This is a genomic window from Sphingobium sp. IP1 (genome assembly GCF_002708645.1).
Lineage (GTDB): Bacteria > Pseudomonadota > Alphaproteobacteria > Sphingomonadales > Sphingomonadaceae > Sphingobium > Sphingobium yanoikuyae.
Map to the genome: position 1 here is coordinate 47,050 of NZ_NOIW01000010.1, position 19,591 is coordinate 66,640.

Genomic DNA, 19,591 nt, shown 5'->3' on the forward strand with positions numbered 1-19,591 from the left:
CGGTTCGTTAAATAGCAAATAAGATACCATCGGTCTGATGACAAGTGGCCATCGGTGCCTTATTTGAAAGTCGGTCGCTAGCGGCATGCTGTCCGCACCGCGATAAAAGGCAGGAAGTGACGTCGAAATGGACTTTCAGAGAGCCCGCAGCGCTGAGCAGCGCGATCAACGTCGCCGGGTGATTTTGGCGACGGCCTCGGCGATGCTTGCCGAAATGTCGGTCGCGGAGATCAGCCTGAATGAATTGAGCCGGCGCGTCGGCCTCGCGAAATCGAATGTGCTGCGCTATTTTGAGTCCCGAGAAGCCGTGCTCCTCCAATTGCTCAACGACGAGATCGACGCGTGGATTGCAGCACTCGATCTGTCCGGCATTTCGTCCGACGCGGATATTGCTGCTCGGGCAAACCTGCTGGCGCAGGCGCTGGCAAACTCCCTCGCGGCGCGCGCTACCCTTTGCGATCTGATCAGTTCGCAAGCTGCGGTGCTTGAACGCAATGTGTCAGCCGACGTTGTGCTTCAGCACAAGCGCGCCGTGAACGTGTCTGTTGGTGTCTTGGGTGAATTGCTGACAAGCAGCCTCCCCGAAATGCCGCAAACGGACATTTATCACCTCATCGTCACGCTGTTCCTGACGGCCGCTGGAGCCTGGCCACATGGCCAACCAACTGAAGCATTGTTGGCGGCCTATGCTGCCGATCCAGGGATCGGCGCTCACAGCACCGACTTCGTCGCTTTCATGCGTAACAGCCTGGAACTGACGATCCTTGGCCTCCATGCTCGGCGATCATGCAGCGAGGACAAAAGCAACGTCTTTGAATGAATGGCAAGTTTTCGGAATTGCGGCCGTCTGACCCGGGATCAGGGAACGACGTATTTTGGTCGGGAGCAGACGGAAGATCGTGGGACAAAGCGACCGTTCGTCGGTCGCGCTTTGAACGTCAGCTATATCGACTGCGTAGAGATGTCGGTCGCTGAAGCTCCCGATCAACGGCGACTGTCCCAGTTTGATGGTTTGATGATCCTAAAACAATCGGCTACCATTGACTGCCCCGGAGATGGTCGTGAAAGGAGGGTGGCAGTGCGAGTAGGCTATTTCGACCCCACTGCACGAGCGGCCGAGAAAGCTGCGGCCCGTCGAGCCGATAGCGAAGCGCTTGCATCGGGCCGCATTTCCGCTGCTGAACTCAACAAACGCAATTTTGCCTTAGCACACGTTGATTTTTCCAATGTCCGGATCGATGTTAGCGAGCACAACCCACGTCTTTGACGGCCGAGGCACACGTCCTGCTTTCAATCGTCTTTTTAAGACGCTCAAAAGTCACGCGAAGCCTCTTTGTCGGGGGTCTCGCGCGCAGCGGAGCGGACTAAGGACCGGCATGGATCGTGACCTATATCTTGAGCCGACAGCCGTTCAACTGTCATCGCGAATGGCCTTTTCCCTCGTATCAAAGCTAGTGCATAATATAAAAGATATGCCTGTACCGGACCCAAATACGCACGCAATCTTGGATCGTCAGAGGCTGTTGCAGGCCCGCGAGCAGGTCGAGGCTATGGTGCAAAAACCTGAGTTATGGATTAGAGCAACAGAACACCTCTGCAAGCAGAGGATCGACTTGATTGGGTATCGACTCTGGCGCTTCATTCTGACCCAGCGACCTTTGGAAAGTATGCATCCCGCGAGACGCGCCTTGTCGTGAGGTAGGGGCCTGCTCTTAAGAACGCTCTCGAGAGCACGCTTAGGAGCAGTGGATGCGGCAGATCACGGTGATGACCGGGCCGGAACGGCGGCGGCGCTGGAGCGACGAGGAACGGCTCCAGATTTTGGCAGAAGCCTTTGCGCCTGGGGCCAGCGTTTTGGCTGTGGCGCGTCGGCACGATATTTCCACGGCGCGCATTTACACGTGGCGCAACAAGCTGCGGCAGCCGCCCGCCCTGACGGAGTTCGCCGAGGCGGGGTTGACGATGGCGAACAGCAGAATGCGCACCAGGCCGCAATGCCGGTGATCATCGTGGATCTGGGTGGCAAAGGGCGCGTGAGCATATCTGCGTCGGCACCAGCTGCCTTGGTGTCGGCAGCGCTCAAGGCCCTGCGATGATCCCAGCTGGCGCGCGGGTGTGGATTGCGATGGGCCACACAGATATGCGGTGCGGCATGCAGAGCTTGGCAGCAATGGTGCAGCAGAGCTTCTCGCGAGACCCATTTGCCGGCGATCTTTGGGTCTTTCGCGGGCGCAGCGGGGCGCTTGTGAAGATAATCTGGCACGACGGCCTCGGGATGTCGTTATATTCGAAGCAATTGGAACGAGGGAAGTTCATTTGGCCCGCCGCGAAGGACGGCGTGGTGTCGCTGACGAGCTCACAGCTGGCCTGTCTGCTCGACGGAGTGGACTGGCGGAACCCGCAATATAGCTGGCGCCCACAGAGCGCAGGATAGGCGCAGATTTTCTTGGCGGAGGCTGCATTTTCCGCTTCATCCGGGAGGTTTTCTATGATTCCATCCAAGTTGTGGACGCCGCCGTTTCGCCCCTGCCTGACGATATCGAAGCGCTCAAGGCGTTGGTACGGCTCAGTGCGCAGCGCGCCGATGAAGCCGAACAGCGGGCCACGAGCGCTGAAGCCGAACTGGCCAATGCCCGTGCCCGGGAGAGCGCCACCGAGGCGTTGATCTCGCACTACAAGTTGCAGATCGCCAAGCTCAGGCGCGAGCAGTACGGCCCCAGCGCCGAACGCACCCGCCGGCTTCTTGCGCAGATGGAGTTTGAGCTCGAAGATTTGGAGGCCGACGCCGCCGAATATGATCTGGCCGCCGAGACCGCCGCGACAAAGGCGACGAACGTCACCGCCTTTGAGCGCAAGAGGCCAGTTAAAAAACCGTTCCCCGACCATTTGCCCCGCGACCGCGTCGTTGTTCCGGCGCCCTGTTCCTGTCCGGCCTGTGGCGGCATGCGCCTGTCGAAGCTGGGCGAGGATGTAACCGAGACGCTGGAGGTAATCCCGCGTGCCTGGAAGGTCATCCAGACCGTACGCGAGAAGTTCTCCTGCCGTGACTGCGAGAAGATCACGCAGCCGCCCGCGCCATTCCATGTCGTGCCGCGTGGCTGGGCAGGGCCAAGCTTCCTCGCCATGCTGCTGTTCGAGAAGTATGGGCAGCACCAGCCGCTCAACCGCCAGGCGGAGCGCTTCGCTCGCGAAGGCGTGCCGCTGAGCGTCTCCACGCTTGCCGATCAGGTTGGTGCGGCGTCCTTCGCCTTGATGCCCATCTTTCGGCTGATCGAGGCCCATGTCTTTGCCGCCGAGCGCGTGCATGGCGACGATACCACCGTGCCGGTCATGGCCAAGGGCAAGACCGATACCGGTAGATTATGGGATTATGTCCGGGATGACCGCCCGTTCGGCGGCGCCGATCCGCCGGCGGTGGTTTTCTATTATTCGCGCGACCGGCGCGGGGAACATCCCCAGGCGCACCTCGCGTCCTGGTCCGGGATACTGCAGGCTGATGCCTATGCGGGCTATTTTGAGCTGTACGCTCCCAACCGCCAGCCTGGTCTCATCCTGGAGACAGGATGCTTTGCTCACGCGCGCAGGAAGTTCTTCGAACTTGCTGACGTCGAGGGCGCTGCGCGCAAGAAGAGCCGCGGCGAGCGGACTGGCCCGATCTATCCGATTGCGCTGGAGGCGGTGCAGAAGCTGGACGCCCTGTTCGACGTTGAGCGCGGTATCAACGGCAAGACACCAGCGGAGCGGCTTGCCGCCCGTCAGGAGTTGAGCGCGCCACTGATCGCCGAACTGCACGACTGGTTGCACGCCCAACTCGCCAAGCTGTCGCGTAACCATGATCTCGCCAAGGCTATCAACTATATGCTCCGGCACTGGGACTCCTTCACCCGCTTCCTCGTCGATGGCAGGGTATGCCTCACGAACAACGCAGCGGAACGGGCGCTACGCTGTGTGCCACTCGGGCGGAAAGCATGGCTATTTTGCGGCTCCGATCGCGGTGGTCAGCGCGCCGCCATCATGTTTTCACTCATTCAGAGCTGCCGCCTCAACGACGTCGATCCCCAGGCTTGGCTCGCTGACGTCCTCGCCCGCATCGCCGATCATCCGGCTAATCGGCTTGGCGATCTACTCCCATGGAATTGGAAACCAACAGCGTTGAAGCTGGAGCCGTGATCTCATAGCATCACGGCATGGAATTTGGCCCGCAACCCGAACTGATTGAATCCTATCTCTGCCGGTCCATCGAACAGGCGGGCGTACGGCTGACCATCAACATCGTGCGGCTCGCCACCGAGCGCGGTTGGTCCCTCGAGGTCGTCAACGAGCACGGCACCTCGACGGTCTGGGACAATCTATTCCCCACCGACCGCGATGCCGATGCTGCATTCCGCGATGTGCTCGCTCAAGAAGGCGTCGAGGCCTTCCTCGGCAAGTAAGATGCCAAATCCCCCAGCAAACCGTCAGTAACCGCGCTCCTCACCGGATGCGTACTTTGGAAACGGGATTAAGGCTACTCGTTGAGGACAGTCCGCTTGGGCGAGAACTCCGCAGCAGCAATCCAATCTCATTGATAGAGCAGTCAACGGAGGAGGCGCGCCGTCGCCTATATCGTCAAGCGAAAGCCGATATGGAACGGTTTGCTTCGCTTAGCGATATCAACTTAGATCAGTTAGAATGTCATAATGTAGAAATGACAAACAAATCTATCATCAAGGTTCTGTTGGCAATCGACCAAAATTGAATATCTCAGGCTATAGAATGCGTCACTTCGCCTGAGCGGCCTACAAATAAATTTAATGCGCGTCTAAAAACCGTCTTACTTTTGCCGCATGTTTGGCGCTCCTTCATGCTGCGCTGACCGCACTATGCAGTCCGGAGCATCGCAACAGCATCGAATTTTCTCAGCTGGAAACATTGGAAGCTCCGGAGGTTCGCGCCATCCACGACCATGTGCGGCACATCTAACTTGATACACCCCAAAGTGGTTCTGCCTGAGAACTCCATCTTTTCCACATAGCTGGCAAACAGTCCTCGACTCTCTAGTCGCGCGAGCAATTAGCTCCTCAGATCGAGGTCCACTGCGCGCTACATAGACATACAGGGCGCCAGCTTTTTGCTGAGCATCCAGAAGGAGAACGGATGGGTTATCCTTTTTGAGCTCACGGATGAGCTTCTTAAATATGCCATCCCAACCCAAGTCGACCCCCCGGTATCGATCAACAGCGTAGCTACGCATCCTCGTTACCCTTCTTGTTTTCGGCGAGCGCGGATTGAAGCTGTTGCGCGACGATCGGATTGATCCCGTGGCCGGCGGTAATGCCCGCTGAGTTCAAGATTTCTGCAACAAGCCCCCAGACACCATCGCTTCGCTCGCGAAACGCAAGGACATATCGATCAATCGCTGCAGTAGAGAGATGCTCGCTGCAATTCTGCAGAATACGCGCCTCGTAAGCCGAGGCACCATCTATATCTGCCTCGTTAGATGCAAATATATATCCGATCTCATGTGATTTGCTTTCATCACCATCCGGCCAAATCTCCGCTGTCACAACCAGCATGAGAAACCCCTGTTTGAAGGCAGGGCGAGATTTGATTTACGGATACTCAGACCGAGCGAATACAATCGGTGCATCAAGCAAATATCGATTAATAGTAGCATGATGGTCCCCACGAGCCAGATCCGGGCGTGGTTAGTCCCTGCGCGCGTGTCGCAGGCGCTGCACCTTTAGGCAGAACCTTGGACATAGCGCAGCCACCCGGACGAGAGTATCTCGTCGGGCACGCGGCAGTTGAGGTAACCAGCCTCACTCATCCGATTTTGCGGACGAGCCATGCAACCAATAGCGTCACCGCAATTTTCTTCAACACCGCAAAGGATCCTCAGGGATAAGTTCCTTGATTGAACGGTGAACAGTTTATCTTCGCGTTTGACGATATCACCCTATCAGCCGCCTGCGGCGGTTGCGAATGACCGAGTTCGAAGATGAACTTCGAACTCGGTCATTCACTCGATAAAGCGTCGTGTTTCCGGACATGTCGGGGTGAGAAAATCTGGCTGTTTTGAGACTACAGATTGAGATGACATCTATGAGTCACCATTATGTCGAGCGTCATCATGGCTATGCCAGGCGGAGGGATGCTGGATGAGAGACTCGAGACACTCTGGAGAGAATATCGGCGTGCTGTTCCTGGATGAACTGCCGGAGTTTCAGCGGGTGGTGCTGGATTCGCTGCGCCAGCCGCTGGAGAGTGGCGAGGTCAGCGTGGCGCGGGCCAACGCCCATGTCACCTTCCCGGCGCGGGTGCAGTTGATCGCGGCGATGAACCCCTGTCGCTGTGGCCATCTGTCCGACCCGGCGCTGGCCTGTTCGCGCGCGCCGCGCTGCGCCAGCGATTATCAGGCCAAGGTATCCGGGCCGCTGCTCGATCGCATCGACCTGCATGTCGAGGTGCAGGCGGTGACGGCGGCTGATCTGGTGCTGCCGCCGCCGGCCGAGGGATCGGCGGAGGTGGCCGCGCGCGTCGCGGCGGCGCGCACGCTGCAGACCCGGCGCTATGCCGGCAGCAAGGTGCGGACCAATGCCGAGGTCGATGGCGAGCGGCTGGAGGATGTGGCCGGGCCGGACGAGGCCGGGCGGCAATTATTGGCGCAGGCCGCCGCCGCGATGAAGCTGTCGGCGCGCGGCTATACGCGGGTGTTGCGGGTGGCGCGGACGATCGCCGACCTGGCCGGCGCGGAGCAGGTCGGCCGGGTGCATGTCGCCGAGGCGCTGAGCTACCGGCGGCGTGCGCCGGTCAACTGAGCGCTTAGGCTGCGCTGTCGCTGGTGATGAGCTTGAGGTCGGCGGCCGCGACCGGGCCATTATCCTTGTGGGCAAAGCGGCCTTCGACCCGGCTGCCGGCCTCGATCGTGATCCGTTCATAGGTCACGTCGCCGGTGATGCGGGCGGTGCTTTCGACCACCAGTTCCTCGGCGCTGATCGACCCGTCGACCAGGCCGGCAAGGCGCGCGCTCTGGGCGGTGACATGCCCGATGATGCGGCTGTCGGGACCCTGAACCAGCGCGGCGCAGCAAATGTCGCCGTCGATCACGCCATCGACATGCAGGTCGACGGTCGCGGCGAGATTGCCGGTGATCGTCACGTCGCTGCCGATCAGCGAGAAGGGGGTGTGCTTAGCCCCGGTTGCCGACATCGGCGAGACGGGCCGTTGCGATTTGCTGGACTTGGAGAACATCTTTGCGGGCCTCGAGGAAACGGCGGGGATTGATGGGATCGCCGTTGACGCGCACTTCGAAATGAAGATGCGTGCCGGTCGAGCGGCCGGTGGAGCCCATGCGGGCGATCTGGTCGCCGCGCGCGACCTGCTGGCCGACACGGGCGTTATAGCCGGACAGATGGGCGTAGCGGGTCATGATGCCATTGCCATGGGTGACTTCCACGACATTGCCATAGCCGCTGCGCTGACCGACATAGCTGACCTTGCCGGGGGCGGCGGCCAGGATCGGCTGGCCATAGCGGCCGGGAAAGTCGAGCCCGGCATGGAAGGCGGCGTGACCGTTGAACGGGTCGCGGCGATAGCCATAGGAGCTGCTGAGCATCGGCGTGCCGGTCGGCTGGCCCGACGGGATGCGCAGCAGGCTGGTTTCCAGAAATTCCATGCGGGAAAGCGCGGTGGCGAGCTTTTCCAGCTCGGCCGGCATCGCATCTTCATCGCCATGCCAGGGGACGAACGGGCCGCCCTGGGCGCGGGCCGCGTTGCGAGCGAGCGCGTCGGGATTGAGGCCGAAGCTGCGGATCGCGGCGGCGGCCTTCTGCTTACGGGCTTCGACGGCGCTGGTCAGCAGGGCGGCGAAACGGCGCTGGCGGGCATCGACCTGCATCAGCGGCGCGGCTTCGGGCGCCATGCTGATCTTGGCGTCGAGCTTGCCCTGGCCGCCCTTTTCAGTGGCGGCGTCCGCCTTGCCGACCGGGGCATTGGCCGCGGCGTCGCCGGGCTCGCCGAAATGGGTCTTGTAGAGATCGTCGATGAAATCCTGGCGCGCTTCCAGGTCATGGGCGAGGTCGTTCACCGACTTGCGATAGCCATCGACCTTGCGTGCCTTGCTGGCCACGGCCGCGCCCTTGGCATCCAGCATCGCGCGGTCATGGGCGACGGCGGCGCTGCTGGCGAGCATCGACACGGTGACGGCACCCCAGCCGACCAGGCCGGTCGACAGTATGCCGAGCGCCAGCAACTGGGCGCGCTTGGAAATGCGGATGAACTTTACCTGGCCGCCCGAGCGCAGGAAGATTTCCCGCTCCGGGCACAAGGCACTGAGCCTGGCCCAGAGGGTGGCGACCCCCTTCTTCTTGCGCTGCGACAATTGCGACCCCGTAACTATTTATTTCGGTGAGTCGGGCCGGTAGCAAAAGAAGATCGGACGCGCGAATCCGCAGCCGCGGACTCGTGACGAGTCGAAGCTAAACCGGGACGAAATGATCTTCGTCCCATTTGGTTCCCTGGCTTTGAAAATATTTTTCGCGATGCGCTTCAGCTTCTGCGGGCGAAGCGGGAAGGCTCAAGAAAGCTGGGTAATTGCGATGCCGGAACGGCAGCGCTCCAATAATAGCCCTGGCCATAATGGCAACCACCTGATCGCAAATATTCCAGTTGTTCAATCGTTTCGACGCCTTCTGCGACGGTCTTTACGCCCAGGCTGTAGGCGAGGTTGAGCACGGTGCGCACGATGGCGGCATCATCCGGGTCGGTTTCCAGGTCGCGCACGAAGCCCTTGTCGATCTTGATGACGTCGATCGGAAACTGCTTGAGGTGGGACAGCGAGGCGTAGCCGGTGCCGAAATCGTCGAGGGCGATGGCCATGCCCGACTGGCTGAGGCGCTGAAGATTGCGCTCCACCACATCGACATTGCGGCCGAGGAAGACGGATTCGGTGACTTCCAGCTCGATCCGGCGCGGTTCGACATCGGCATGGGCGAGGCGGGCGAGCAACCGGTCGGGGAAGGCGCGGTCATGCAGTTCGACGCCGGGGACATTGACGGCGACATGGCCGAAATCGATGCCGGCGCTGGTCCAGGCCCGGCAATCGGCCAGCACCTGATCGATCATCCGCTCGGTGATCTTGCGGCCCAGTTCGGGATGTTCGAAGGCGGCCAATATCTGGTCGGGCATCATCAGCGTGCCGTCCGGGCGGGCGCAGCGCAGCAGCGCCTCGAAGCCGATGACGCGGCCGTCCTGCAGGTCGACCTTGGGCTGATACCAGGGCACGGGCTGGGCATGGGCGAGCGCGTCGCGGGCCCGTTCCAGCATCCGCGCCTCGGTCTGCCAGCTTTCCAGCAGGCCGGGCTCGAACAGGCAGGCGCGACCGCGTCCGCTATTCTTCGCCTCATACAGGGCGATGTCGGCATGCTTCATCAGGTCGATCATGTCGCCGGCATGGTCGGGGTAGAGGGCCACGCCCATGCTCACGCGGCAATCAATGTCCCGCCCGCCATGGCGCAGCGGCATGTGCAGGCGCGCGATCATGCGGCTGAGGATGGTGTCGAGATCGGCCAGGCCGCGCAGGCGGGTGAGGATAACGGCGAACTCGTCGCCGCCCATGCGGGCGATCATGTCGGCGGGGCGCACCGAGTCGCGCAGCCGTTCGGCCACGGCGCACAGCAGGGCGTCGCCGGCGTCATGGCCGGCGCTGTCGTTGATCCGCTTGAACTCGTCGACGTCGATCAGCACGACCGCCATCTGGCCGCCGGATCGTTCGGTCGACTGGGCCGCCTGCATCAGGCTGGCCATGAAATGGGATCGGTTGGCGAGGCCGGTGAGGGCGTCGGTCATCGCCAGATGGGCAAGATGGCGTTCGGCCTGCTTGCGGTCGGTGATGTCGACGATGCTGGCAAGGATGCACTGTTCGCCGGCGAGCAGGATCGGGCGGGCGCCCAGCAGGACATCGCGGATGATGCCTTCGTCATTGGCGAGGCAGCATTCGTCATTGTCGATGCTGTCGCCCCGCGTCAGCCGGTCGAGCAGGCGCAGCGGCGGGGCGTGATCGACGATCAGCGCCAGCCGGGCGACACGGTCCGCGGTGCCCAGGTTGCGTGTGGCGGAATCGTTCATGCGCAGGACGGTGCCGTCGTCGCGGATGACGATCAGCGGCAGCGGCACGGTCATGAACAGCCGTTCGAGCGCTTCGCCATTGGCGGCGAGGGCGACGCGGGCGGCCTGCGCGTCCTGGCTGGCGGTCCATTCCAGGCGTTGCAGCCGGTTGGTGCGGGCGATCGCGATCCACATGCCGCAATGAAGCATCAGCACCGCCATGATCATGCCGGGCATGGTCGGCGACAGAGGGGCAGGGGCCAGATAACCGATCAGCAGGGCGACGCCGCAGCCCAGGCCGCCGCCGACATTGCCGCGGAAGCTGGTCGGCACCACCAGGTAGAAGACGAGCGGCAGCATCACCAGGACGAAGATGGCGATGTCGCTGCGCGAGGAGACGAGGAAGGCGACGCCGATGGCGGTGATGCATTGCCAGACGAAACAGATGCGTTCGACCGCCTTGAAGCTGTGCATGTAGCGGCACAGGCCCAGGCTGACGAGCGACCAGAAGACCACGACCAGGCGGGCGGGCACCGCGACCCAGAAATGGGCCGTGCCGGCAAAGCGCCAGTCGCTCAGCAGGAAGAGGGTGTTGAGCAGCGCCGACAAGGCGAAGAGCAGATGGGCGTGGCGCCGCGATTCGGGCAGTCGATCGGCCTGGAAGGCGGCCTCGCGTTCCGGGCTGTGGAATTCGCCGCTAATGCGGGAAAGTGCAATCACGACTGGTCCATCTGGATATGGGGGCTGCGGGGAAAGATCCCATAATCTGCAGCATGTTAGCAAAATACAAAAATGTCATTCACTATGTGGGCAGGTGTCTCGCCATGGCCGTTCCGGTCCTGCGCTTGACCCTTCCGTCCCCCATCGCTATAGGGCCGCTGCCCCGCGTTCTGCGTCTGGAAGACTCGTTCTTCCCGCGCTTGCCGGGGCAAGCACTAGAGCTGAACATTATCGGCTGTCCTTGCGGCTCCGGGCGGATTGTTTCCGTCGGGGCCTTTGCTGTTTGGAGTCATTGGTTCCACGCGGCGGGGAACGCAGGTGGCGTCTGGTAAAGTAACTGAAAAGGTGAAGGGCTTCATGCCAACAATCAACCAGCTGGTCCGCAAGGGCCGCGAACTGCAGAAGACCAAGTCCAAGGTCCCTGCGATGGATGCGAACCCGCAGAAGCGTGGCGTTTGCACCCGCGTCTACACGACGACCCCGAAGAAGCCGAACTCGGCTCTCCGTAAGGTGGCGAAGGTGCGTCTGGTCAACCAGCGCGAAGTCATCACCTACATCCCGGGTGAAGGCCACAACCTCCAGGAACACAGCGTCGTGCTGATCCGTGGCGGCCGTGTGCGAGATCTTCCGGGCGTGCGCTATCACGTTCTTCGCGGCGTTCTGGATACCCAGGGCGTCAAGGATCGCAAGCAGAGCCGTTCGAAGTACGGCGCCAAGCGTCCGAAGTAAGGGGAGAACAGTAATATGTCACGTCGTCGTCGCCCCGAAAAGCGCGTTATCCTGCCGGATCCCAAGTTCGGTGATATCGTGCTGTCGAAGTTCATGAACAGCATCATGCAGGACGGCAAGAAGGCCGTCGCCGAGTCCATCGTTTACGGTGCGCTCGACACTGTCGAAGCGAAGTCCAAGAAGGACCCGATCGGCATGTTCCATGACGCGCTGAACAATGTGAAGCCCGGCATCGAAGTCCGCAGCCGCCGCGTCGGCGGTGCGACCTACCAGGTCCCCGTCGAAGTGCGCCCCGAGCGCGCCCAGGCGCTGGCGATCCGCTGGCTGATCACGGCTTCGCGCAACCGCAGCGAAACCACCATGGCCGCCCGTCTGTCGGGTGAGCTGCTGGACGCTGCCAACAACCGCGGCAATGCCGTCAAGAAGCGCGAAGATACGCACCGCATGGCGGAAGCGAACCGCGCCTTCTCGCACTACCGCTGGTAACAGCAGGGCGGGCGCTTATGTGTCCGCCTTGTTATTTGGTTTCCAAAATCGGTCCGTTCGCCGTGGGTGGCTACCCATGGCGAACGGATTGGTTTAGGGGCCACGCGCAGAATTAACGAATCCCCAACCGCCGGCGCGCCGGCAACGGAGAAGCATCATGGCCCGCAGCCATCCGCTCGAACGCTATCGCAATTTCGGTATCATGGCGCATATCGACGCCGGCAAGACCACCACGACCGAGCGTATCCTTTACTACACCGGCAAGTCCTACAAGATCGGCGAAGTCCACGACGGCGCCGCGACCATGGACTGGATGGAGCAGGAGCAGGAGCGTGGTATCACCATCACCTCGGCTGCAACGACCTGCATCTGGAACGACCACCGCCTGAACATCATCGACACCCCCGGCCACGTCGACTTCACCATCGAAGTCGAACGCTCGCTGCGCGTGCTCGACGGTGCGGTTGCCGCGTTCGACGGCGTTGCCGGCGTTGAGCCGCAGTCGGAAACCGTGTGGCGCCAGGCGGACAAGTACAAGGTTCCGCGGATGTGCTTCATCAACAAGCTCGACCGCACCGGTGCCGACTTCTATTATTGCGTGCAGACGATCATCGACCGTCTGGGCGCGACCCCGGCCGTCCTGTATCTGCCCATCGGCGCAGAGTCGGACTTCAAGGGCCTGGTCGACCTGGTCGAAAACCGCGCGATCATCTGGAAGGATGAGAGCCTGGGCGCCGAATTCTACTATGAAGAAATTCCGGCCGACCTCGCTGACAAGGCTGCCGAATATCGCGAAAAGCTGATCGAACTTGCCGTCGAGCAGGACGATGCCGCGATGGAAGCCTATCTGGAAGGCAATCTGCCCGACACCGCGACCCTCAAGAAGCTGATCCGCAAGGGCACGCTGGGGCACGCCTTCGTGCCGGTGCTGTGCGGTTCGGCGTTCAAGAACAAGGGCGTTCAGCCGCTGCTCGACGCCGTCGTCGACTATCTGCCGAGCCCGCTCGACATCGAGGACGTCCAGGGCGTCAAGATGGACGGCGAAACCCCCGACAGCCGTCCGACCTCGGACGACGCGCCCTTCTCGGGCCTGGCGTTCAAGATCATGAACGACCCGTTCGTCGGCTCGCTGACCTTCCTGCGCATCTATTCGGGCACCCTGACCAAGGGCACCTACCTGAACTCGGTGAAGGACAAGAAGGAAAAGATCGGCCGTATGCTCCTCATGCATGCGAACAGCCGTGAGGACATCGACACCGCCTATGCCGGCGACATCGTCGCGCTGGCCGGCATGAAGGAAACCACCACCGGCGATACGCTGTGCGCCGAGCGCCAGCCGATCATCCTGGAGCGGATGGAATTCCCCGAGCCGGTCATCGAACTGTCGGTGGAACCCAAGACCAAGGCCGACCAGGAAAAGATGGGCGTCGCCCTCAACCGCCTGGCCGCCGAAGATCCCTCGTTCCGCGTCTCGACCGATCACGAATCGGGCCAGACCATCATCAAGGGCATGGGCGAACTTCACCTCGAAATCCTGGTCGACCGCATGAAGCGCGAGTTCAAGGTCGAGGCGAATGTCGGTGCGCCGCAGGTGGCCTATCGCGAGTATCTCAAGAAGGCCGTCGACGTCGACTACACCCACAAGAAGCAGTCGGGCGGTACCGGTCAGTTCGGCCGTATCAAGGTCAAGCTGACCCCCGGCGAGCGTGGTTCGGGCTTCGTCTTCAAGGACGAGATCAAGGGCGGTAACATTCCCAAGGAATATATCCCCGCGATCGAAAAGGGCATGCGTGAAACCGCTGCCACCGGTTCGCTGATCGGCTTCCCGATCATCGACTTCGAAGTGCTGCTCTATGACGGTGCGTACCATGACGTCGACTCGTCGGCGCTGGCGTTCGAAATCACCGGCCGCGCCGCAATGCGCGAAGCGGCGCAGAAGTCGGGCATCACCCTGCTCGAGCCGGTCATGAAGGTCGAAGTCGTGACCCCGGAAGAATATCTGGGCGACGTCATCGGCGACATGAACAGCCGTCGTGGCCAGATCCAGGGCACCGATACGCGCGGCAACGCGCAGGTGGTCGAGGCGATGGTCCCGCTGGCCAACATGTTCGGCTATGTGAACTCGCTGCGTTCCTTCACCCAGGGCCGCGCGAACTACTCGATGATCTTCTCGCACTATGACGAAGTGCCGCAGAATGTTGCGGACGAAGTCAAGGCGAAGATGGCCTGACGAGTTTCCCTGTCCGGGCCGTGCAATCGGCTCGGATAGGGGCTGGTAATCTGTGAATATGCTGCTATGGACGCGCCTTCGCGAGGCGCGGCCGAGCGGTCAGACCCAAGCTGATTTTGATTAGAAGGTAGGATAAAATGGCTAAGGCTAAGTTTGAGCGGAATAAGCCGCACTGCAACATCGGCACCATCGGTCACGTTGACCATGGTAAGACCTCGCTGACCGCGGCGATCACCAAGGTTCTCGCCGAAACCGGCGGTGCGACCTTCACCTCGTACGACAACATCGACAAGGCTCCCGAAGAGCGCGAGCGCGGCATCACCATCTCGACCGCACACGTCGAGTATGAGACCGAAGCCCGTCACTACGCGCACGTCGACTGCCCGGGTCACGCTGACTACGTCAAGAACATGATCACCGGTGCCGCCCAGATGGACGGCGCGATCCTGGTCGTTTCGGCCACCGACGGCCCGATGCCGCAGACCCGTGAGCACATCCTGCTCGCCAAGCAGGTCGGCGTGCCGCAGCTCGTCGTGTTCATGAACAAGGTCGACCTGGTCGACGACGCCGAAATCCTCGAGCTGGTTGAGCTGGAAATCCGCGAGCTGCTGAGCTCGTACGACTTCGACGGCGACAACATCCCCGTCATCGCCGGTTCGGCTGTCGCTGCCCTGCAGGACAAGACCCCGGAAATCGGCCACGACGCCGTTCTGAAGCTGATGGCTGCTGTTGACAGCTGGATCCCGCAGCCCGACCGTCCGGTCGACAAGCCCTTCCTGATGCCGATCGAAGACGTGTTCTCGATCTCGGGTCGTGGTACCGTCGTGACCGGCCGCGTCGAAACCGGCATCGTCAAGGTTGGTGAAGAAGTCGAAATCGTCGGCATCAAGCCCACCAAGAAGACCACCGTCACCGGCGTCGAAATGTTCCGCAAGCTGCTCGACCAGGGCCAGGCCGGTGACAACATCGGTGCGCTGATCCGTGGCGTGGGCCGTGAAGAAGTTGAGCGTGGTCAGGTTCTGGCCAAGCCCGGCTCGGTCACCCCGCACACCGAATTCGACGCCGAAGTCTATGTGCTGTCGAAGGAAGAAGGCGGCCGTCACACCCCGTTCTTCGCGAACTATCGTCCGCAGTTCTACTTCCGCACCACCGACGTGACCGGCGAAGTGATCCTCCCCGAGGGCACTGAGATGGTCATGCCTGGCGACAACGTGAAGCTCGGCGTCAAGCTGATCGCTCCGATCGCCATGGACTCGGGTCTGCGCTTCGCAATCCGTGAAGGCGGTCGTACCGTCGGCGCAGGGGTTGTCGGCACGATCTCGAAGTAATATAGGACCGCAGCGGCGCGAATCGCTCGATTCGCGCCGCTGAAGTTTTTTACCCGCCCCGGATCGCCTTTCTCCGGCTCGAATGAGCTAGAAGGGCAAAACGGGGCGGAAATTTTTTTTGTTGGCGTGTTTTTGTAAATCAACGGCTGCTCCGGCTGATTCATGAAAATGCGCTGGTTATTGGCTCTTTCGCATCGGTACAGGAACAATGGACAGCAACATCCGCATTCGCCTCAAGGCGTTCGATCATCGCGTGCTCGATCAGGCGACCGGCGACATCGCCGAAACCGCCCGCCGCACCGGCGCCCTCATTCGCGGTCCGATTCCTCTTCCGACGCGCATCGAAAAGTTCACGGTCAACCGTGGTCCGCACATCGACAAGAAGTCGCGCGAGCAGTTCGAAGTCCGCACCTACAAGCGTATGCTTGACATTGTGCAGCCGACGCCGCAGACGGTCGACGCGCTGATGAAGCTGGACCTGGCTGCCGGCGTGAACGTCGAAATCAAGCTGGCCTAAGGTCGGCAAGTCCCCGCCTTCCGCAAGGTAGGCGGGGTATCGGGTATTCTGTTTCTCTTCTCGGAAGAGGCGGAAGCTCAAACGACACAAGGGATACCGCACGGCCCGCCGGTGAACCGGCCAAGGCGCGTGGTCCTGGTCCCCCGTCGCCTTTCCCGAGAGGGATCGGCATCCAACCCGGACGGGGTGATCTATACATTGGGTTGGGCCGCGAAGCAGAGATGCTGAGCGGTTTTTTCGTTGGATACGCCCGCTGCTATGGCGGGCCTCTATGGGAGTAATCAGTGATGCGCACTGGCGTGATCGCTAAGAAAGTCGGGATGACCCGCCTGTTCCAGGACGACGGACGTCACGTCCCCGTCACGGTCCTCAGCCTTGAGGGTACGCAGGTCGTCGCACGTAAGGAAGTCGAGCGCGACGGTTATGTCGCCCTTCAGCTGGGCGCTGGCGTTGCCAAGGCCAAGAATGTCGCCAAGCCGCAGCGCGGTCACTTCGCCAAGGCGGAAGTTGAACCCAAGGCGCGTCTGGTCGAATTCCGCGTCGCCGAGGATGCGCTCCTCGACGTCGGCGCTGAAATCGCCGCTGACCACTTCGTCGCTGGCCAGCTGGTCGACGTTGCCGGTCACACCCAGGGTAAGGGCTTTGCCGGTGCTATGAAGCGCTGGGGCTTCGGCGGTATGCGCGCCACCCACGGCGTGTCGATCAGCCACCGTGCGCATGGTTCGACCGGTAACCGTCAGGATCCGGGCCGCGTCTTCAAGAACAAGAAGATGGCCGGTCACATGGGTGATCGTGAGCGGACCCAGCAGAATCTCGAGATCGTCCGCACGGACGTCGAGCGTGGTCTGCTGTTCGTCAAGGGTTCGGTTCCGGGCGCCAAGGGCACCTGGCTGACCGTCAGCGACGCCGTGAAGGTTCCCCGTCACGCCGACGCGCCCTATCCCGCCAGCCTGAAGCAGGCTGCAAACAGCAATGCCGCGCCGGCCGAGACGCCCGCGGAAGCGGCCGCTCCCGAAGCGACCGAAGGCCAGGAGGGCTAAACCATGAAGGTCAATGTACAGACCCTCGACGCCGCAGCTGCCGGTGAGCTGGAGCTCAACGATGCCGTTTTCGGCCTCGAGCCCCGCGCCGACATTCTGCACCGCGTCGTCACCTGGCAGCTCGAAAAGCGTCGTGGCACTGCCCGCGGCACGCGCGAGCGTTCGGATGTCGCCCGCACCGGCAAGAAGTTCGGTCGCCAGAAGGGCGGCGGTACCGCTCGTCACGGCGATCGCCGCGCTCCCGTCTTCATCGGCGGTGGTAAGGCTCACGGTGCCCGCGTTCGCGACTTCAACCCCTCGCTGAACAAGAAGGTTCGCGCGCTGGGTCTGAAGATGGCGCTGTCGTCGAAGGTCAAGGATGGTTCGCTGATCATTCTCGACAATCTCGACGTTGCCGAAGGCAAGACCAAGGCGCTGGTCGCCAACCTGGCCAAGCTGAACCTGAACAAGGTTCTGTTCATCGACGGCGACGCCGTGAACGTCAGCTTCGCCAAGGCTTCGGCCAACATCGTCGGCGTCAACCTGCTGCCGGCCGTTGGTGCCAACGTCTACGACATCCTGAAGGCCGACTCGCTGGTGCTCACCCGCGCCGCGGTCGAAAAGCTGGAGGCCCGTTTCAATGGCTAAGAAAGAAGCCGCGACCGTGGACAACCGTCACTTCGACGTCGTTGTCGCGCCGGTCATCACCGAGAAGTCGACCCTTCTCTCGGAAAACAACGCCGTTGTTTTCCAGGTCGCCAACGACGCATCGAAGCCTGAAATCAAGGCTGCCGTCGAGGCGCTGTTCGGCGTGACCGTCAAGGCGGTCAACACGCTGGTGCAGAAGGGCAAGGTCAAGCGCTGGAAGGGCAAGCCCTACAAGCGCAACGACGTGAAGAAGGCGATCGTCACGCTGGCCGAAGGTCAGTCCATCGACGTCACCACCGGTATTTGAGGCGAGATAGATGGCACTCAAGCACTATAATCCGACGAGCCCGGCCCAGCGCGGCCTGATCCTCGTCGACAAGTCGAGCCTGCACAAGGGCAAGCCCGTCAAGGCGCTGACCGAAGGCAAGCGCAAGACCGGTGGTCGTAACAACAAGGGCCATGTCACTTCGCGTGGTATCGGTGGCGGTCACAAGCAGCGCTATCGTATCATCGACTTCAAGCGTCGCCTGTGGGACGTTGAAGGTACGGTCGAGCGTCTGGAATATGACCCCAACCGCACCGCTTTCATCGCGCTGGTCAACTATCCCGACGGCACGCAGGCGTACATCATTGCGCCGCAGCGTCTGGCTCCCGGTGACAAGGTCATCGCGGGCAAGAAGACCGACGTGAAGCCGGGCAATGCGATGGAACTGGGTCAGATGCCGGTCGGCACGATCATCCACAACATCGAAATGAAGCCGGGCAAGGGCGCACAGCTGTGCCGGTCGGCAGGCACCTATGCCCAGCTGGTCGGTCGCGACCGTGGCATGGTCATGGTGCGTCTGTCGTCGGGTGAGCAGCGCTACATCCGTTCGGACTGCATGGGCACCGTTGGCGCCGTGTCGAATCCCGACAATGGCAACACCAACCTTGCCAAGGCTGGCCGCAACCGTTGGAACGGCATCCGTCCTCTGACGCGCGGTGTTGCGAAGAACCCGGTCGATCACCCGCATGGTGGTGGTGAAGGCCGGACCTCGGGCGGCCGTCACCCGGTCACCCCGTGGGGCAAGCCGACCAAGGGTGCGCGCACCCGTCACAACAAGGCAACGGACAAGTTCATCATCCGTAGCCGCCACGCGAAGAAGAAGAGGTAAGCGAGATGGCTCGTTCCGTCTGGAAAGGTCCGTTCGTGGACCTCAGCCTTCTGAAGAAGGCGGAAGTCGCGCAGGAAAGCAATGGCCGCTCGGGTCCGATCAAGACCTGGTCGCGCCGTTCGACCATCCTGCCGCAGTTCGTTGGCCTGACGTTCAACGTCTATAACGGCCGCAAGCATGTTCCGGTTCTCGTGAACGAGGATATGGTGGGTCACAAGCTGGGCGAATTCGCTCCGACCCGCTTCTTCCCCGGTCACGCTGCCGACAAGAAGGGCAAGCGCTAATGAGCAAGGAAAAGGCTCCCCGTCGCGTCGCCGACAATGAAGCGCTCGCCGTCGGCACGCAGATCCGTGGTTCGGCCCAGAAGCTGAACCTGGTCGCCACGCTGATCCGCGGCCGCAAGGTCGAGGACGCGCTCAACATCCTCGCCTTCTCGAAGAAGGCGATGGCTGTCGACGTGCGCAAGGTGCTGGCTTCGGCCATCGCCAATGCGGAAAACAACCACAATCTGGACGTCGACGCCCTGGTCGTCGCGGAAGCATCGGTGGGCAAGAGCTTCACCCTGAAGCGCTTCCACGCTCGCGGCCGCGGCAAGTCGACCCGGATCCTCAAGCCCTTCAGCCGCGTGCGCATCGTCGTGCGTGAAGCTGGCGAAGAAGCGGAGGCGTAAGCAC

The 19,591-nt window shown here is 61.7% G+C and carries 21 protein-coding genes and 1 pseudogene; 18 read left to right on the plus strand and 4 right to left on the minus strand.

Translation table 11 applies throughout. The features are described from left to right. Window positions 1–127: 127 nt before the first annotated feature. The 6 genes from CG471_RS05205 (at window position 128) to CG471_RS05230 (ending at window position 4,433) form a co-directional block, all read left to right on the plus strand. On the plus strand, window positions 128–820 hold the full coding sequence (locus tag CG471_RS05205) for a TetR/AcrR family transcriptional regulator (protein WP_099231011.1): 693 nt from the start codon (window positions 128–130) through the stop codon (window positions 818–820). A gap of 111 nt (window positions 821–931) precedes the next feature. After that, window positions 932–1,267, plus strand: coding sequence for a hypothetical protein (locus CG471_RS30050; RefSeq protein ID WP_143560146.1), 336 nt, complete (start codon window positions 932–934; stop codon window positions 1,265–1,267). Window positions 1,268–1,749: 482 nt separating this feature from the next. Beyond that, on the plus strand, window positions 1,750–2,004 hold the full coding sequence (locus tag CG471_RS05215; protein ID WP_099231015.1) for a transposase: 255 nt from the start codon (window positions 1,750–1,752) through the stop codon (window positions 2,002–2,004). A gap of 88 nt (window positions 2,005–2,092) precedes the next feature. Next, the gene (gene tnpB, locus CG471_RS05220; RefSeq protein ID WP_099231017.1) at window positions 2,093–2,434 is read left to right on the plus strand and encodes an IS66 family insertion sequence element accessory protein TnpB; all 342 of its coding nucleotides are present in this window, start codon (window positions 2,093–2,095) and stop codon (window positions 2,432–2,434) included. 71 nt (window positions 2,435–2,505) lie between these two features. Then, window positions 2,506–4,170 (plus strand): IS66 family transposase, encoded by a 1,665-nt coding sequence (locus CG471_RS05225; RefSeq protein WP_099231019.1) that lies wholly within the window; start codon window positions 2,506–2,508, stop codon window positions 4,168–4,170. Window positions 4,171–4,187: 17 nt separating this feature from the next. Beyond that, the gene (locus CG471_RS05230) at window positions 4,188–4,433 is read left to right on the plus strand and encodes a hypothetical protein (RefSeq protein WP_063141591.1); all 246 of its coding nucleotides are present in this window, start codon (window positions 4,188–4,190) and stop codon (window positions 4,431–4,433) included. A 792-nt stretch (window positions 4,434–5,225) separates the two neighbouring features. Here the strand turns inward: CG471_RS05230 and CG471_RS05235 are convergent. Continuing rightward, complete coding sequence (locus CG471_RS05235) at window positions 5,226–5,555, minus strand: hypothetical protein (RefSeq protein ID WP_069335569.1); 330 nt, start codon at window positions 5,553–5,555, stop codon at window positions 5,226–5,228. A 612-nt stretch (window positions 5,556–6,167) separates the two neighbouring features. Here CG471_RS05235 and CG471_RS05240 point away from each other — a divergent pair. Next, window positions 6,168–6,800 (plus strand): annotated as a pseudogene (locus tag CG471_RS05240) (ATP-binding protein); the annotation flags it as partial. Between the two features lie 4 nt (window positions 6,801–6,804). Here CG471_RS05240 and CG471_RS05245 read toward each other — a convergent pair. The 3 genes from CG471_RS05245 to CG471_RS05255 all read right to left on the minus strand — a co-directional run bounded on the left by CG471_RS05245 (window position 6,805) and on the right by CG471_RS05255 (window position 10,806). Further along, a complete protein-coding gene (locus tag CG471_RS05245; RefSeq protein ID WP_180275608.1) occupies window positions 6,805–7,191 on the minus strand; it encodes a polymer-forming cytoskeletal protein in 387 nt (128 codons plus the stop codon). After that, complete coding sequence (locus tag CG471_RS05250) at window positions 7,172–8,362, minus strand: M23 family metallopeptidase (protein ID WP_099231023.1); 1,191 nt, start codon at window positions 8,360–8,362, stop codon at window positions 7,172–7,174. The genes CG471_RS05245 and CG471_RS05250 overlap by 20 nt, the downstream gene beginning before the upstream one ends. A 167-nt stretch (window positions 8,363–8,529) precedes the next feature. Next, entirely contained in the window at window positions 8,530–10,806 is a 2,277-nt protein-coding gene (locus CG471_RS05255; RefSeq protein WP_099231025.1) for a bifunctional diguanylate cyclase/phosphodiesterase, read from the minus strand. A 357-nt stretch (window positions 10,807–11,163) separates the two neighbouring features. On the opposite strand from CG471_RS05255, the gene rpsL reads away from it, so the two are divergent. The 11 genes from rpsL (at window position 11,164) to rplV (ending at window position 19,587) form a co-directional block, all read left to right on the plus strand. After that, window positions 11,164–11,535: a 30S ribosomal protein S12 gene (gene rpsL, locus CG471_RS05260; RefSeq protein ID WP_004208728.1), complete on the plus strand. Its 372-nt coding sequence runs from the start codon at window positions 11,164–11,166 to the stop codon at window positions 11,533–11,535. A gap of 15 nt (window positions 11,536–11,550) precedes the next feature. Then, on the plus strand, window positions 11,551–12,021 hold the full coding sequence (rpsG, locus tag CG471_RS05265; protein WP_004208727.1) for a 30S ribosomal protein S7: 471 nt from the start codon (window positions 11,551–11,553) through the stop codon (window positions 12,019–12,021). Between the two features lie 157 nt (window positions 12,022–12,178). Continuing rightward, the gene (gene fusA / locus CG471_RS05270; RefSeq protein ID WP_004208726.1) at window positions 12,179–14,251 is read left to right on the plus strand and encodes an elongation factor G; all 2,073 of its coding nucleotides are present in this window, start codon (window positions 12,179–12,181) and stop codon (window positions 14,249–14,251) included. A gap of 137 nt (window positions 14,252–14,388) precedes the next feature. Beyond that, entirely contained in the window at window positions 14,389–15,579 is a 1,191-nt protein-coding gene (tuf, locus tag CG471_RS05275; RefSeq protein ID WP_004208725.1) for an elongation factor Tu, read from the plus strand. Window positions 15,580–15,787: 208 nt separating this feature from the next. Next, window positions 15,788–16,096 (plus strand): 30S ribosomal protein S10, encoded by a 309-nt coding sequence (gene rpsJ / locus CG471_RS05280; RefSeq protein ID WP_004208724.1) that lies wholly within the window; start codon window positions 15,788–15,790, stop codon window positions 16,094–16,096. A 287-nt stretch (window positions 16,097–16,383) separates the two neighbouring features. Then, window positions 16,384–17,136, plus strand: a complete 753-nt coding sequence (gene rplC, locus CG471_RS05285; RefSeq protein ID WP_004208723.1) for a 50S ribosomal protein L3 — start codon at window positions 16,384–16,386, stop codon at window positions 17,134–17,136. Window positions 17,137–17,139: 3 nt separating this feature from the next. Next, entirely contained in the window at window positions 17,140–17,763 is a 624-nt protein-coding gene (gene rplD / locus CG471_RS05290; protein ID WP_004208722.1) for a 50S ribosomal protein L4, read from the plus strand. Next, on the plus strand, window positions 17,756–18,070 hold the full coding sequence (locus CG471_RS05295) for a 50S ribosomal protein L23 (RefSeq protein ID WP_004208721.1): 315 nt from the start codon (window positions 17,756–17,758) through the stop codon (window positions 18,068–18,070). Before rplD ends, CG471_RS05295 begins: the two co-directional genes overlap by 8 nt. 10 nt (window positions 18,071–18,080) lie before the next feature. Beyond that, window positions 18,081–18,917 carry a 50S ribosomal protein L2 gene (gene rplB, locus CG471_RS05300; protein ID WP_004208720.1) on the plus strand — a complete coding sequence of 279 codons (837 nt, stop codon included), beginning with the start codon at window positions 18,081–18,083 and terminating at the stop codon, window positions 18,915–18,917. 5 nt (window positions 18,918–18,922) lie between these two features. Continuing rightward, window positions 18,923–19,201 carry a 30S ribosomal protein S19 gene (gene rpsS, locus CG471_RS05305; protein WP_004208718.1) on the plus strand — a complete coding sequence of 93 codons (279 nt, stop codon included), beginning with the start codon at window positions 18,923–18,925 and terminating at the stop codon, window positions 19,199–19,201. Further along, entirely contained in the window at window positions 19,201–19,587 is a 387-nt protein-coding gene (gene rplV / locus CG471_RS05310; RefSeq protein ID WP_004208717.1) for a 50S ribosomal protein L22, read from the plus strand. Before rpsS ends, rplV begins: the two co-directional genes overlap by 1 nt. The last annotated feature ends 4 nt before the right edge of the window (window positions 19,588–19,591 follow it).